The following is a 14,757-nucleotide window of genomic DNA, read 5'->3' on the forward strand; positions in this document are numbered from 1 at the left end:
GTTTGGTTCAGGTCTTGAGCTGGTGAATCGGCGGCCGATGCGACGTCGGCGTCCCCGGGGACTGCAACGTAGCCGTCAAGAGTGGTTCGGCGTTATTGCCCAGGCCTACGGCGCCAGCACCTTGCAGACGTCAGTAATTTTGCCCGGTCCGGTCATCCCCCCGTTTGGGTACACCGGTCCGAATTGAGTCCATGTCACCAGTCCCACCGAGAGGAAAATGCCCGGAGTACCGTAACTGGCCTGGACCACCATCAGGTTTCTTCCGGTGGCCGTATAGACGTAGTCAAAGGGTTCGAACTGAACTGCCGTCTTCCTGGACCCGTTGAGCGAGTAACTGACAGTCTTCGGTGTCGACGTTAGGGCCGTCAGAGTGACGGTGGAATCGACCCCTGTTTCGGTCCAGAGCATGTAGGGCTTCGAATCGTGTAGGTGATGAAGCTGGAGTATGAACTTGTAAGAGCCCGAGAACGTGGCTTCGACCTTGAACCCAGGGCAGTCGACTATGTCCGTTGACGTGCCCTCTGGGACCGGTGGCGCGGCAACCGCGGCGCCCGTTCCGGCGAAAAGTCCGATTGCGACTGCGAGGGTGAGAGAGGTGATCAGGCGTTTCATGAGGTTGCTCCTTCGTGGATGGCGAGACAGTTGACTCCCCATGGGTGCGGGAAGACCCCTGACGCAACGTTTGCGCATGATAGGCCTCAGTCGCGGCGCCAACAAGAGTAGGCCCTACTTACTGGGTGACGGACCGTCCGCTGAAGGGGGCTGTCAACGGGGTCACAACATCATTGAGACGCCTTATGGTGTTGTCGGGTGGTGCCGCGTTGAGGGGAAACACGGGGTGCTGCCGCGCTAGTGGACCGACCCACCTTCGGGCGCAATCATCGAAATCGGCACCGGCTCCTACCGCCTCGCCCACCCCATCACCCAGCAACCGCAGGCTAGCCGCGAGCGGAGATGTCCCGTTCAGCCCGGACCGCCGAGCTTTTTGCGGCGGTAATTTCTCCACTGCTGGTCAAATGTTCTGCCACGTCACGCAGTTTACTGTGGGACGTGGAGCTGGCGCGGGTGAGGACCTGGAAGGCCTGCTGGGCGGTTATTTTGTAGCGTTCCATCAGGATGCCTTCCGCCTGGCCGATGAGCTGACGGGAGCTGAGGGCATGGTTGAGCTGACTGATTTTCTGGGAGTCTGCGAAAGCAACGGCTGCGTGCGCGGCGACGAGCAGCCCAATCTGCTCGGACTCGAGATCGAAAGCGTCAGGCCTGACGCCGAACAGGTTCAATGCTCCCAACCGGTCGCCTTCGACGAACAACTGGATTGAAAGCATGCTGCGCGCCCCAAGCGCAACGGCGCCGCTGGAGAACGCCGGCCAACGCGTCTCACTGCTGAGGTCGGGCACCCGCACAAGCAGGTCGTCGTATGCCGCATCCAGGCAGGGCCCTTGCCCGGTGGAACTTTGCAAAGCATCCACCCTGCTGGGGAGGTCGCCCGAAGCGATTCGTGAATCAATTTTCTTCCGGCCGGTGACCACGCTAATGGACGCATCGGCGGCGCCGGGGATGAGCTGGACGGCGGCCTGGACTATCCCCGAGAGCACGGAGTCAAGGTCAGCCTCGTGCTGCAGCGCCCTGGCGAGGTCGCCGAGCCGGGTGGCCACTTCGCCGCTGACACTCCCGATCTGATCTGAGGTCCCGGAGGGACCATTCATCTTTGACACGTCGATGTTCATCGACCCACCTCGGTTCTGTCCTTAATGATGATCGTACGTCCGGCATCGGGTAAAAGAGCCATCTCATACGGGAGATAATCCGCCCCGCCAAAGACTCGTTTACCGGGAGCGCTGGTGGCCTGACGAGCACCGCGTCGTGTGTAGTCCGCCGGTCCCTCTACCCGTGGCCGGGAGCCTTTTCAGGTGCATGGGCGGGGTGGGGCATCGAACCTCGAATGGCGTACCTGACACGCTTCAGATGGTGGGCAGAAGGTCCCTCGCCGCGCTGATCCCCCCACAGCTCGTGTTCGATGATCTCCCGCATCTGGTGGCTCGTGAAATTCTCCCGATCGTCGAGTATCCGGATCATGTTGTGCAGGATTCTGCCCACGCCCTGGGCCGACAGGTTCTGAAGGGACCGAGTCTGCTCCGGGTCGGCTGCTGCCGGCGCCTCTATCGCGTGCGGGTGTGGGGAGTCTGCGGACATGCGGCGGTTCCGCAGCGGGCAGAGAAGGGGCCGAATCGCCGAATGAGGGGTGCCGGCCGGACCGGTAAGCAGAGTCGATGATCGGTTCGAGTTCGTCGAGTACGGTGCGATTTCCGGGGAGCACCACATGGGCCAGAAATTCCGATTCAAGGGTGGCAGTGCCTGCCGCCGCTGCGCCGAGCTTGGCATCTATGGCCAGGGCCAGTGCGTGCCAAAATCTGCGGGTGGCGCGTTCGAGGATTTTTGCCTTCGCTTCGCGGAGCGGGCCCTCTGCGATGTCCGCCGGGATTGACGGGGCTCCACCCGGCTGCGGCAAGGAGACGACGAGACGAAATTGTCTCCCGTCGCCCTTGAACGCGATTGCGCTCCGGTCTCCACGTTGACTGAATAGAACGTCCGTCGCCCCATAGTCCAGGAGCGCACGCCCGATATGTTCCCGGGACGCCGCGGCGCTAATGGAGCCGCCACGGTCGTAAGAACTTGTCATCATCCCACTATGCGCTTTTCGGCCACTCCTTCATACGCCTCAAGGACGCTGCGCCTTCTTTTGCTGCTCGTGTCCTTCGCTTGGTTGCGGGAGTTCACCTCAACTTCATGTGAGAGTCGGCTCCGCGTTGTCTGCGGCTGGAACGGTGGGGAGGCCCGTACTCCACCCGTGGAAGGTCTCTCCATGTCTGTCTCCTCCGGACGCAAATTTTCCCTGCTCCCGATGCTCGGCCACACCAAAGGCAAGCGCAGCGCCGTCACCTGTGCGCTGAAATGCGACAACGCCTGCAGCGGCGAAGTCTGCAACACCAGCGCGAACGGCTACTTCCGCGACATCGCCTCCGCCACCATGTCCCGCCGCGCCGCCCTGGGCTTCGGCGCCGCCGGTGCCCTCGCCGTCGCGTTCGGCAGTGCCTTTACATCGCCCGAGTCCGCAGTGGCCGACGGCGGTCCCGGCCTGTCCGCGGCAGCCAAGAACGGCTTCGGCACCTCCAAGCTCAAGTTCACCGCCATCGCCCCGGTGGATTCCGCCGTCGACGCCCTCACGGTGCCGGCAGGCTTCACCTGGCAGCCGGTGATCCGCTGGGGTGACCCGATCTTCAACGACGCCCCGGAGTTCGACCTCGGCAACCAGACCGCGGCGGCCCAGGCGCGGCAGTTCGGCTACAACAACGACTACTCGGACATCCTCGAGGTCCCCGGCAGCAAGGGACGCCGCGCGCTGCTCTTCGCCAACCACGAATACACCAACGAGAGCATCATGTTCCCGGCCGCGATGGCCGCCGCCGAGGTCCGCGCGATCGGCGCCGCCGCGCACGGGCTCACCGTCGTGGAGCTGGAGCGCACGAACAAGACCAAGCCGTGGTCCTACGTCAGGGGCGCCGGGCTGAACCGCCGCTACCTGAACAACACCGCGTACCAGCTCACCGGCCCGGTGGCCGGCTCGCCGCTGGTGCGCACGACGGCGGACCCGGCCGGCCGCACCATCCTCGGCACCCTGGGCAACTGCTCCGGCGGCACCACCCCCTGGGGCACCATCCTCTCCGGCGAGGAGAACTTCAACGGGTACTTCGTCGCGCCCGGCACCTCGGCGTCCGACAAGCGCTACGGGCTCACCAGCAAGCCCACCGCCCGGCAGTGGGAGCTCGACGACCCGCGCTTCGACGCACGGAACCCCGGGTACGAAAACGAGACCAACCGCTTCGGCTGGATCGTGGAAGTCGACCCCTTCGACCCCACCTCCACCCCGAAGAAGCACTCCGCGCTGGGCCGGTTCAAGCACGAGGGCGCCAACGTGATCGTGGCCGAGTCCGGCCACGTGGTCGCGTACATGGGCGACGACGAGAAATTCGACTACCTCTACAAGTTCGTCTCGGCCGCGAAATACGTGGAGGGCGACCGCAAGCACAACATGACGCTGCTCACCGAGGGCGACCTCTACGTGGCACGGTTCACCGGGAACTCCCCGGCCCTTGAGATCACCGGCACCGGCGCGGTCCCGTCCGACGGCGGCTTCGACGGCACCGGCGAATGGCTGCCCCTGGTGGTCGGCGGGAAGTCTCTGGTTCCCGGGATGTCCGTGGAAGAGGTGCTGGTGTACACCCGCCTGGCCGCGGACAAGGTGGGCCCGACCAAGATGGACCGCTGCGAGGACGTCCAGCCCAGCCTGCTCACCGGCAAGGTCTACGTCGCCTGCACCAACAACTCCGACCGCGGCAAGATCGGCAAGGAAGGCGCCACCGAGGTCAACCCGCGCAACGAGAACCGCGACGGCCACATCGTGGAAATCACCGAGACCGGCGACCAGACCTCCACGGCGTTCAGCTGGAACCTGCTGATGGTCTGCGGCGATCCGTCCACCGGGGACGTGACCTACTTCTCCGGCTTCCCGGCGGACCAGGTCTCGCCGATCTCCTGCCCGGACAACCTCGCGTTCGACTCGGTCGGTAACCTCTGGATCTCCACCGACGGCGCCCCCTCCGGCATCGGCAAGGCCGACGGGCTGTTCAAGGTCACCCTCGACGGCGCCGAGCGGGGCCGCGTGGAGCAGTTCCTCGCCGTCCCGCGCGAGGCCGAGACCTGCGGGCCGATCGTCCACGACGAGGAACGCACCGTGTTCGTCTCCGTGCAGCACCCGGGCGAGGAGGGTTCCTTCGCGGACCAGCACTCCTACTTCCCGGACTACGTCCCGGCCGGCGCCACCCCGGCCCGAGGCCAGGTCCGCGCCCCCCGCCCGGCAGTAGTCCAGGTCTTCCGCACCGACGCCTAACCCAGCCGCACCACCACCCCACCACCACCACCACCACAACGCGGGGTCAGATCCGGCCCATGCCGGGGCCCGGGACGGGCGATATCTGACCCCGCGTTGCTTCTGGGGGCGGGGGAATACGCCGGCGTGCCGGGGGTTCCTGGCGCGGCCCTCCTGCTCCTGAACGGCAACCCGGGCGTGGGCTTCGACACAGCCACAGCAACGCGGGGTCAGATCCGGCCCATGTCGGGGCCCGGGACGGGCGATATCTGACCCCGCGTTGCTTCTGGGGCGGGGCGGAACTGATAATTTGAACAGTGTGAATAATCCCGCCGAAATGGTTGTCCCCAGAGTCCAGGCAGCAATTGCCAGCGCGTTCGGCGAAGAGTTCCGCGGGACCGATCCTGTGGTCCGGCCCTCGCAGTTCGCGGACATCCAGATCAACGCCGCCATGGCCCTGGCCAAGAAGGTCGGCCTGCCGCCGCGGGACGCCGCCGCCCGGATCGTCGAGGCCCTGGACCTGGACGGCATCTGCACCGGGGTCGAGATCTCCGGACCCGGCTTCATCAACCTCACCTTCGACGGGACCTGGATCGAGGAGCTGCTCAACACCGAGTCCCACGGCACCCCCGGCGTGCCGGCGGCGGACGCCCAGCGCGTCGTCGTCGACTATTCCTCCCCGAACGTCGCCAAGGAAATGCACGTCGGGCACCTGCGCACCACGGTGGTGGGCGACAGCATTGTCAAAGTCCTCGAATCGCTCGGCGACACCGTCATCCGGCAGAACCACATCGGCGACTGGGGCACCCCGTTCGGCATGCTGATCGAGCACTGGCTGGAAATCGGCGAGGACTCCCCGGAGGCCGCGCTGCTGGTCGATGACCCCAGCGCCTTCTACCAGGCCGCCCGCGCCAAGTTCGACGCCTCCGCCACCGACGAGGACGGCTTTGCCACCCGCGCACGGCTCCGGGTCGTGGCGCTGCAGGGCGGCGACCAGGAAACCTTCGCCGTCTGGCAGCGGCTCGTGGCCCAGTCCAAACGCTACTTCAACGCCATCTACTCGGTGCTCGGCATCAGCCTGACCGACGACCACATCGCCGGCGAAAGCTCCTACGACGAGCATCTGGCACAGCTGTGCCAGGAACTCGAGGAGCGCGGCCTCGCCCGCATCAGCGACGGCGCCCTCTGCACCTTCCCGGCCGGCTTCAGCGGCCGCGACGGCCAGCCGATGCCGCTGATCATCCGCAAGTCCGACGGCGGCTACGGCTACGGCACCACGGACCTCGCCACCATCCGGTACCGGGTCCGCGAGCTCGAGGCCAACCGCGTCCTGTACGTCGTGGGTGCCCCGCAGAACATGCACCTGCGCATGGTCATGGCCACCGCCCGCGACGCCGGCTGGCTGCCCGACACGGTCGAGGCCGTGCACGTGCAGATCGGCAACGTGCTGGGGGAGGACGGGAAGATCCTGAAGTCCCGCTCCGGGGCCCCGGTCAAGCTGATGGCCCTGCTGGAGGAGGCCGTGGACCGCGCCCGCGCCGTCATCGACGCCAGCCGGCCCGAGCTCACCGAGTCAGAACGCGCCGTGACCGCCCGGCAGGTGGGCATCGGCGCGGTCAAGTACGCCGACCTCTCCGTGGGGCACGACACCGAATACGTCTTCGACTTCGACCGGATGCTGGCCCTGAGCGGCAACACCGGGCCCTACGTGCAGTACGCCGCCGCCCGGATCCGCTCGATCCTGCGCAAAGCCGGCGTGCTGGAGCGGTACACCGCGCTCGAAGCCGCCGGGGTCGACGTCGGGGGGACCGCCTTCGCGACCGACGCCGGCGTCGAAGCCTTCGCAACGGACGCCGGCGTCGACGCCTACGGAACTGCCGGGACCGACACTGCCGGGACCGACACGGCCGGGACCGACGCTGCCGGGACCGACACGGCCGGGACCGACGCTGCCGGGACCGACAGCGACGGCGGCACGCCGGCGACGCCGATCGCCGTCGTCGAACCCGCCGAACGCGCGCTGGCCCTGCACCTGCTCGAATACGGCGCCACGCTGCACAAGGTGCGCGAGACGCTGGAGCCGCACCGGCTGTGCACGTACCTGTTCGAACTCGCCCAGCTGTTCACGTCCTTCTACGACCAGTGCCCGGTGCTGAAGTCCGAGGATTCGGTCCGGGAGTCGCGGCTGGCCCTGTGCGCGCTGGTGCTGCGCCGGCTGTCCGAGGGCCTGGAGCTGCTCGGCATCGAGACGCCGGAGAACATGTGAGCCGGCGAGGCACGTCCCCCGAGGGCCCCGAGGCTGAGGGCCCGGACGCTTACGGCCCGGATGCGGAGGGCACGGGGACGGAGGGCGCCCGGTCGGGTGCCGCGGACGCGGACGGGCTGTCCGCGCTCGACGCCGCACGGATCGCCGTCGCCGCCCTGCTGCTGGCAGGTGTCCGCTACGTGGTGGTGGCGCCCGGCTCCCGGTCCGCCCCGATGGCCTATGCCCTGGCCGAGGCCGACGCCGCGGGGCGGGTCGAGCTGCTGGTCCGGATCGATGAACGCGACGCCGGCTTCACCGCCCTCGGCCTGGCCCTGGCCACCGGCGCACCCGCAGCCGTCCTCACCACCTCCGGGACCGCCGTCGGCAATCTGCTCCCGGCCGTGATGGAGGCCAACCACGCCGCCGTCCCGCTCGTGGTGATCTCGGCCGACCGCCCCGAGGAACTCCGCGGGACCGGCGCCAACCAGACCACCATGCAGCTGGACCTGTTCGGTGAGCATGTCCGTTTCGCCGCCGATGTGCCCGCCGGCCGCAGCCCGCGGCACGCCGTGGAGACCGCGCTCAGCGCCGCCACCGGCGCGTTCGAGGACACCCCGCCGGGTCCAGTGCAGCTCAACCTGGCCTTCCGCGATCCGCTGGTTCCCGCCGCGGGCGACATGCTCCCGCCCGAGTCCGGCCGCCGGGTGTACCGCGCGCCCCGCGGCCCGCTGGCCCTGGACTTCCCGCCGGCCTCCGAGGCCCTGCCGGAACGGCGCACCGTGGTGCTGGCCGGGCACGACGCCGGCCCGGTCGCCGAAGCCTTCGCCCGCGCCCACGGCCTGCCGCTGCTCGCCGAGCCGTCCTCCAACGCCCGGTTCGGGCCCAACGCGGTGGGGCCCTACCGGCTCCTGCTGGCCGACTTTGGCCCGGAGTCCGCGCAGCCGATCGAGCGAGTGGTGCTGTTCGGCCGGCCCACCCTCTCCCGGCCGGTGAGTGCCCTGCTGGCCCGCGCCGACGTTCCCTCCGCCCTGTACCAGCCGGTTCCCGTGGGCTGGTACGAGCCCGGCCGCCGCACCGAACTGCCGCTCCACAACCTCGCGGACCTCGCCGACTTCGCCGGCCGGGGCTCCGCGGCCTGGCTGGACGCCTGGCTGCTGGCCGGGGCCGCCGCGCAGCACGCCCTCGACCTGGCCCTGTCCGGCTCCGCCGCCACCGGGCCCGCCGTCGGCGCCCTGGTCTGGGAGCACAGCCGCGGGCAGCTCGTGCTCGGCTCCTCCAACGGCATCCGCGACGTCGACCTCGCCGGCGCCCCCGCCGCCGAGCCGGCCGCCACGGTCTTCGCCAACCGCGGCCTCGCCGGGATCGACGGGACCCTGGCCACGGCCACCGGCATCGCGCTGGGCGGCCGGCAGGAGACCACGGTGCTGCTGGGCGACGTCACCTTCCTGCACGACGCCGGCGGGCTGCTGCTCGGGGCCGGGGAAGAGGAACCCAACCTGCGGATCGTGGTCCTCAACGACGCCGGCGGGGCCATCTTCGGGCTGCTCGAACACGGCGCCGTCGAGGCCTCGGGCCGCTACGGGACCGCCGTCGAACGACTCTTCGGCACCCCGCACAGCGTGGACCTCGCGGCACTCGCGGCGGCCTACGGCGTCGCGCACCGCTCGGTCAGCACGACGGCGGACCTCGCCGCGGCGCTGTCCCGTCCGGTGGAGGGCCGCAGCATCATCGAGGTGCGCACGGACCGGCACGGGCTGCGGGAACTGCACGCACGCATCCGCGCCGCGGTGGGCGCTGCCGCTGCCGGGGTGCTCGCGGCGGAGTAGGGCCCGGAGCCCGCTCACCCTCGACGCGCTCCGAGCCTGATGACGCGCCCGATACCCTGCGCGCCCGAATGCCCGCCGCGTCAGGGCTTTCGCGCCGCGCACAACGGGAACCGCGTCGAAGAACGGGAGCGCTGCTCACTATCGGTCCGCGACACGCGACCAGCCGGGCGATGCGCTGCCCGCCTGATGGCGCGCCCAATACCGTGCGCGCCCGAATGCCCGCCGCGTCAGGGCTTTCGCGCCGCGGAGGACGGGAACTGCGTCAAGGAATGGGAAGTTGCGCGCGCCAGGGGCCCGGGGCGACGCGCTACGCGGCCCGCGACGCTCTTCGGTTCCAGCGACCCGCGACGAGCCCGGCGATGCGCTGAAGGCTTGACGACGCACCCACTACCCTGCGCGCCCGAATACTCGCCTCGTCAGGGTTTTCGCGCCGCGGACGACGGGAACCGCATCGACGAACGGGAACCGCGTCGACGAACGGGATGCGCCGCGGACGACGGGGATCGTGTCAGTTGTCCACATGGCCGGGTCGGGGCGTAGCGCCACGGGTGAGGGGCTGGGATCTTCTTTGCATGACAGAACTGCCGAGGTTGATCCTCACCCGCGAGCACGTCCAGCATGGTCTGACTGCCAAGGAGTTGGCCCGGCGCTGCCGTTCGGGCGCGCTGGTCCGGCTGCGGCAGGGTGTCTACGTCGACGGCCGTGTCTGGCGGGATCTGAATCAATGGGACCAGTACCGGGTCCGGGTCGGGGCAGCCGCGGAGACCTTTGTTGCCCGGACGATCTTTGCCCGGCATTCCGCTGCCTCGGTCTGGAGAATTCCGACCATCGGACTCCGCCATCCCATCCACGCACTGACGCTTCAGAACAACGGCGGACGGTCCCGGGCTGGGGTGCTGCGACACTACGCTCCTGCGGCCGGGCTGAAGTGTGTGCGGCGGGACGGGATATTGGTAACCGGGAGAATTCGCACCGTACTGGATCTCGCGGCCTTCACCCCGTTCGCTGAGGCCGTGGCGCCCCTGGACCACGTGCTCAAACCTGACGTTGAGCAGCGACTGCCGGCCCTCACCAAAGAGTTGCTGCTGGCTGGGATCGAGGATAATTACACCGCGGCCGCCGCGCGGCGGATCCGGACTGCAGTGGAGTTTGCTGATCCGCGGTCGGGCTCTGCGGGGGAGTCATACAGCCGGGCGCTCATGTGGGTGGCCGGGTTCCAGGCGCCGGAACTCCAGCAGGAATTCCGCGACGGTTCAGGACTCGTGGGCTACACGGACTACTACTGGGAAGGAGTGCGGGTTGCAGGGGAATTTGATGGCGTCGAAAAGTACGTCAAGTCCGAATACCTGAAGGGCCGGACCGCATCGCAGGCTGTCGTTGACGAAAAGGAGAGGGAGAACCGGGTCCGGGCATTGGGAAACGGCATGGTTCGTTGGGTTTGGGCCGATCTGATGGCAGCCGGGCAACTCGACAGGAAGCTGGCAGCGGCGGGCGTGCCCCGCCGTCGTGCGCGTTCCGCGCGGTGACAAGGATGCTCAACACCGCACATGACGCGGAAAAGCACCGGCGCTGCCGAATTCCGGTAGCGGCGGGGCTTCTGCGCATCGCCGGCCGAAATCCGCCACGCAGGACGCAATGGGCGCGCGGCCGGCGGCGAGTCGGAGCGGATTCGTATCCTACGGCTCGGAGCGGGTGGCCTGGAACTGCTTGGCGACAAGGACGTCGGTCGAGGAATGCGCCAATATGGAAAGCGTTATGACCAGCGCCACGAGATGAAAAAGCTCGTCGGAGTGTTGGATCCCTGATTCGAGGACGAGGAGCCCGTAGACCACGGAAGCGAAACCTTTCGGACCGAACCACATCGCCGCGAGCTGCTCCTTGGCGGGCAGGCGGGTGCCGAGGAAGGAAACCAGTAGGGCCAACGGCCTCGCTACGGCGATGGCCAGGGCGGCGAATAACCACCCCGTCCACGCGATCTCGCCGAAAAGGAACTCTGGCGTGATCAGGGCGCCAAACACCAGGATGGCCGCGAGCTTCAGCAGTTCGGACACAAGCTCCCCGAACTGTTCGAATTCCTCCCGGAATCCCGGTCCTGCCGTGGCCACCGTGATTCCGCCCGCGAACGCCGCGAGGAAGAGGTTCGCCCCTGTCACCAGGCAGATGGCAAGGACCAGCAGGCCAATGGAGACCGCCACCAGCGGTTGCAGTCCTTTTGTCGCCATCAAGAAGGGAAGGTGCTCCAGCCAGATGACGATCAGCGGGACCACGACGCCGATAAGCAGGCCCAGGACGATTTCTTCGGCCAGTTCCCCAGGACCGACATCCGTTCCGCCACCGAGGGCCAACAGTATGAGGACCACGGGCAGGGCCAGGCCGTCGTTGAGTCCTGACTCGACGTTGAGGAGGTGGCGTAACCGCCCTGGAACTTCCTCATGCCCCACAATGGCGGCCGCGAATACCGGATCAGTCGGAGCGAGCACCGCACCAAGCAAGAAGCACTGCAGCCAGGGAAGTCCCGCAATGTAATGGGCCAGCACGGCGGTGACCAGAAGTGTCAGAGGCAGCCCGAGCAGCAGTGCCCGGCCGGGCAAACGCCACGCCCTGCGAAGGTCGGACAACCCCACTTTCATGCCGTCCGTATACAGGACCGAGAACAGAGCCAGCTGGGCCAGAACCCCGACGACAGGATCGGCAGGTGTTATCGGGACAACTCCGAGAACGCCCTGGCCCAGGACGAAGCCGCCGAGAAGGAACAGCACCGCAGTGGAAAGCACCGTTCGGCTGGCCCGCTCGGAGATGAGAACTCCCAACACGAGCAGCACCGCAAATGCGAGCGTAAGCATCGGTATCATCCACATTCACCCGCCTGCTTGGGTGCGTCAGAATTCAGGGGTGGAACTCTTTGGCGCCAGGAATCAGGTGCCGCTCCTGGGCCGGACGACCAGCACGGGGCAGGGGGCATGGTGCGCGACCTGGCTGGAGGTCGACCCGAGAAGAAGTCCTGCGAACCCTCCGTGCCCCCGGGATCCCCCGATGAGCAGGTCCGCGTCTTTGGCGGCATCCAGCAGAGCGGGGGCGGGTGAATCCCGAACAAGCATTCCTGTAATGTCCAGGCCCTCAGCAGCGACGGCTTTGAGTGCGCCGGCCTGAACACGTTGAGCAGCGTGAAGGGAGTCATTGGTGCCGCTGTCTTCCACTGCGGACGGCACCGGAGGATAGTGCCAGGCGGTGACGGCCCGGACCTTGCCAGGGCGCATGCGCGCTTCGTCAACGGCCCAGTGAAGGGCGGCCAGCGACTGTTCGGACCCGTCAACACCGACCACGATCAGGAACGTACCGGCGGCGTCCATTCGTCAGTCCTCTCACTTCCCGTGTCCACGGCATCGGCCAGTGCCAGTCTGTGCCCGTCGTGGTGAGCGGTCAAGGCTCCTTCAGCGCCGTGCAGTGACACGCCGCACGTCGGGCTGCCCTGGGTTGTCGACGGGGTAGTGGCGTACCTGGCATACCGCACGGCGGGCGGGCGCCGTCGCCGTGCATGCCCGCGGACGTGACCGCGACGCGGAACCTGCCTCATGACACGGAAAAGCCCCGGCGCTACCGAATTCCGGTAGCGCCGGGGCTTTTGCGCATCGCGAGGCGGAAACCGCCGCGCAAGGGGCACCGAGGCGTGCGCGGGACGAATCCGCGATGCCAAGGCGGGTCCGGGCGCCGGGAAACGCCATGGTTCGCGGGGTCTCGGCCGATCTGATGGCAACCGGGCAACTCGGAAGGAAAATGACGGCGGGCGGGCGCCGGCGTCGTGCTCCGGGCGGGCGGGCGCCGGCGTCGTGCATGTTCCGCGGGGTGACCGCGACGCGGAAGCTGCCTCATGACACGGAAAAGCCCCGGTGCTGCCGAATTCCGGTAGCGTCAGGGCTTTTGCGCATCGCCAGGCGGAATCCGCTACGAAAACGGACAGCCGCCACGTGGATCCACGTAGCGGCTGTCCGAAATCGGCGCGGGGTACCGGTGTTACAGCACCCGGCTGAGGAACTCCTTGGTGCGGGGGTGCTGCGGGTTGGTCAGGACCTCGGTGGGATCGCCGGATTCCACCACCACACCGCCGTCCATGAAGGTCAGGCGGTCGCCCACTTCGCGGGCAAAGCCGATCTCGTGGGTCACCACAATCATGGTCATGCCGGACCGGGCGAGGTCCTTCATGACGTTCAGGACATCGCCCACCAACTCGGGGTCCAGCGCGGAGGTGGGCTCGTCGAAGAGCATCAGCTCCGGATCCATGGCCAGCGCGCGGGCAATGGCCACGCGCTGCTGCTGCCCACCGGAAAGCTGGGACGGGTAGTGGCCGGCGTGGTCCGCCAGCCCCACGCGGTCCAGCAGTTCCATGGCCCGCTTCCGTGCGGCGTCCCGGGACTGGCCCTTGACGTGGACCGGTGCCTCCATGATGTTGTAGAGCGCGGTCTTGTGCGGGAACAGGTTGAAGCGCTGGAACACCATGCCGATCTCGCGGCGCTGGGCTGCGATCTCCTTGGTCTTCAGGTCATGGAGCCGGCCCTTGACATCGCGGTAGCCGATCAGCTGCCCGTCCACGGAGATGCGGCCGGCGCTGATGGTCTCCAGCAGGTTCACGCACCGCAGCATGGTGGACTTGCCCGAACCTGACGGGCCGATCACCACGGACACCTCGCCCTGGTTGACCTCCAGGTCGATGCCGCGCAGCACATGGTGCGTGCCGTAGAACTTGTGGAGGCCCTCGATCCGCACCAGCGGTTTCTCAGTGGTGATCGTCATTTTGCCTCCTCCTCGGGAAAGTCCATTTTCAGGGCCGGCTCCGCTGCAGCGCTCGGCGCCACGGCCGCGGCGGCCTTGGCTGCCGCCGGGTTGATGGTGGCCGGGGCGCGGTTGTCCACACCCTTGCCGTAGTAGGCCTCGATGAAGTGCTGGCCCACCATCAGCAGGCTGGTGATCACGAGGTACCAGATGGCCGCCACGATCAGCAGGGGCACCGGCAGATAGGTCCGGTTGGCCAGCGTGTTGGTGGCAAACGTCAGGTCCAGGGTGAACGGCACGGCCAGGACCAGGGAGGTGGTCTTCAGCATGCCGATGGTCTCGTTGCCGGTGGGCGGCACGATCACCCGCATGGCCTGCGGCAGGATGATCCGCCACATGATCTTGGTCTTGCCCATGCCGAGGGCCTCGGCGGCTTCCTCCTGGCCGCGGTCCACTGACTTGAGGCCGGCCCGGAAGATTTCCGCCAGGTAGGCGGACTCGTTCAGGCCCAGGCCCAGGATCGCCGCAGCCGTTGTTGTGATGACGGTGTTCGTGTCCACGGCGAACCACTCGGGCCCGAACGGGACGCCGGCGGTGATCTTGGGATAGAGGACCGAGATCAGGCCCCAGAAGACCAACTGCGTGTACACCGGAGTGCCGCGGAAAAACCAGACCCAGGCCCAGCTGGACCAGCGGAACACCGGGTTCTCCGACTGGCGCATGAACGCCAGCAGGATCGCCAGAATGATGGCCAGGACCATGGAGGCAAAGGTCAGCAGCAGCGTCCAGCCGACGCCCTGCACCACCTTGGTGTCAAGGATGTAGGTCCCCACGATGTCCCAGCGGAAGTTGGGGTTGGTGACCAGGCTCTGCAGGAACAGGGCGAGCACGCCGAGGATGATGATGGCGCTGATCCAGCGGCCCGGGTGCCGGACGGGCACCGGATTATTCAGGACTACCGGTGCCTCGTGCTTGTCCTGATGACTGTCCAT

The 14,757-nt window shown here is 67.6% G+C and carries 11 protein-coding genes; 4 read left to right on the forward strand and 7 right to left on the reverse strand.

Going from position 1 to position 14,757, the window contains the following annotated elements:
* Positions 1 to 105: 105 nt before the first annotated feature.
* The 3 genes from AC1MFL_RS13190 to AC1MFL_RS13200 all read right to left on the reverse strand — a co-directional run bounded on the left by AC1MFL_RS13190 (position 106) and on the right by AC1MFL_RS13200 (position 2,193).
* On the reverse strand, positions 106 to 612 hold the full coding sequence (locus AC1MFL_RS13190; protein ID WP_479810343.1) for a hypothetical protein: 507 nt from the start codon (positions 610 to 612) through the stop codon (positions 106 to 108).
* A gap of 326 nt (positions 613 to 938) precedes the next feature.
* Positions 939 to 1,655, reverse strand: coding sequence for a GAF and ANTAR domain-containing protein (locus AC1MFL_RS13195; RefSeq protein WP_479810344.1), 717 nt, complete (start codon positions 1,653 to 1,655; stop codon positions 939 to 941).
* A gap of 229 nt (positions 1,656 to 1,884) precedes the next feature.
* On the reverse strand, positions 1,885 to 2,193 hold the full coding sequence (locus AC1MFL_RS13200) for a hypothetical protein (RefSeq protein ID WP_479810345.1): 309 nt from the start codon (positions 2,191 to 2,193) through the stop codon (positions 1,885 to 1,887).
* A 670-nt stretch (positions 2,194 to 2,863) separates the two neighbouring features.
* Between AC1MFL_RS13200 and AC1MFL_RS13205 the strand changes: the two genes are divergently transcribed.
* The 4 genes from AC1MFL_RS13205 to AC1MFL_RS13220 all read left to right on the forward strand — a co-directional run bounded on the left by AC1MFL_RS13205 (position 2,864) and on the right by AC1MFL_RS13220 (position 10,524).
* Positions 2,864 to 4,948: a PhoX family protein gene (locus tag AC1MFL_RS13205; protein WP_479810346.1), complete on the forward strand. Its 2,085-nt coding sequence runs from the start codon at positions 2,864 to 2,866 to the stop codon at positions 4,946 to 4,948.
* Between the two features lie 316 nt (positions 4,949 to 5,264).
* Positions 5,265 to 7,193 carry an arginine--tRNA ligase gene (gene argS / locus AC1MFL_RS13210; protein WP_479810347.1) on the forward strand — a complete coding sequence of 643 codons (1,929 nt, stop codon included), beginning with the start codon at positions 5,265 to 5,267 and terminating at the stop codon, positions 7,191 to 7,193.
* Between the two features lie 116 nt (positions 7,194 to 7,309).
* Positions 7,310 to 8,998, forward strand: coding sequence for a 2-succinyl-5-enolpyruvyl-6-hydroxy-3-cyclohexene-1-carboxylic-acid synthase (gene menD, locus AC1MFL_RS13215; RefSeq protein ID WP_479815459.1), 1,689 nt, complete (start codon positions 7,310 to 7,312; stop codon positions 8,996 to 8,998).
* 572 nt (positions 8,999 to 9,570) lie between these two features.
* Positions 9,571 to 10,524: a hypothetical protein gene (locus AC1MFL_RS13220; protein ID WP_479810348.1), complete on the forward strand. Its 954-nt coding sequence runs from the start codon at positions 9,571 to 9,573 to the stop codon at positions 10,522 to 10,524.
* A 150-nt stretch (positions 10,525 to 10,674) separates the two neighbouring features.
* On the opposite strand, the gene AC1MFL_RS13225 is transcribed toward AC1MFL_RS13220, so the two are convergent.
* The 4 genes from AC1MFL_RS13225 to AC1MFL_RS13240 all read right to left on the reverse strand — a co-directional run bounded on the left by AC1MFL_RS13225 (position 10,675) and on the right by AC1MFL_RS13240 (position 14,757).
* Positions 10,675 to 11,841: a cation:proton antiporter gene (locus AC1MFL_RS13225; protein ID WP_479810349.1), complete on the reverse strand. Its 1,167-nt coding sequence runs from the start codon at positions 11,839 to 11,841 to the stop codon at positions 10,675 to 10,677.
* A gap of 72 nt (positions 11,842 to 11,913) precedes the next feature.
* Positions 11,914 to 12,348 (reverse strand): universal stress protein, encoded by a 435-nt coding sequence (locus AC1MFL_RS13230; protein WP_479810350.1) that lies wholly within the window; start codon positions 12,346 to 12,348, stop codon positions 11,914 to 11,916.
* 661 nt (positions 12,349 to 13,009) lie between these two features.
* Positions 13,010 to 13,786, reverse strand: coding sequence for an amino acid ABC transporter ATP-binding protein (locus AC1MFL_RS13235; protein WP_479810351.1), 777 nt, complete (start codon positions 13,784 to 13,786; stop codon positions 13,010 to 13,012).
* Positions 13,783 to 14,757 (reverse strand): amino acid ABC transporter permease, encoded by a 975-nt coding sequence (locus AC1MFL_RS13240; protein ID WP_479810352.1) that lies wholly within the window; start codon positions 14,755 to 14,757, stop codon positions 13,783 to 13,785. Before AC1MFL_RS13240 ends, AC1MFL_RS13235 begins: the two co-directional genes overlap by 4 nt.

The sequence above is a fragment of the Arthrobacter sp. BG3 genome (assembly GCF_056680185.1).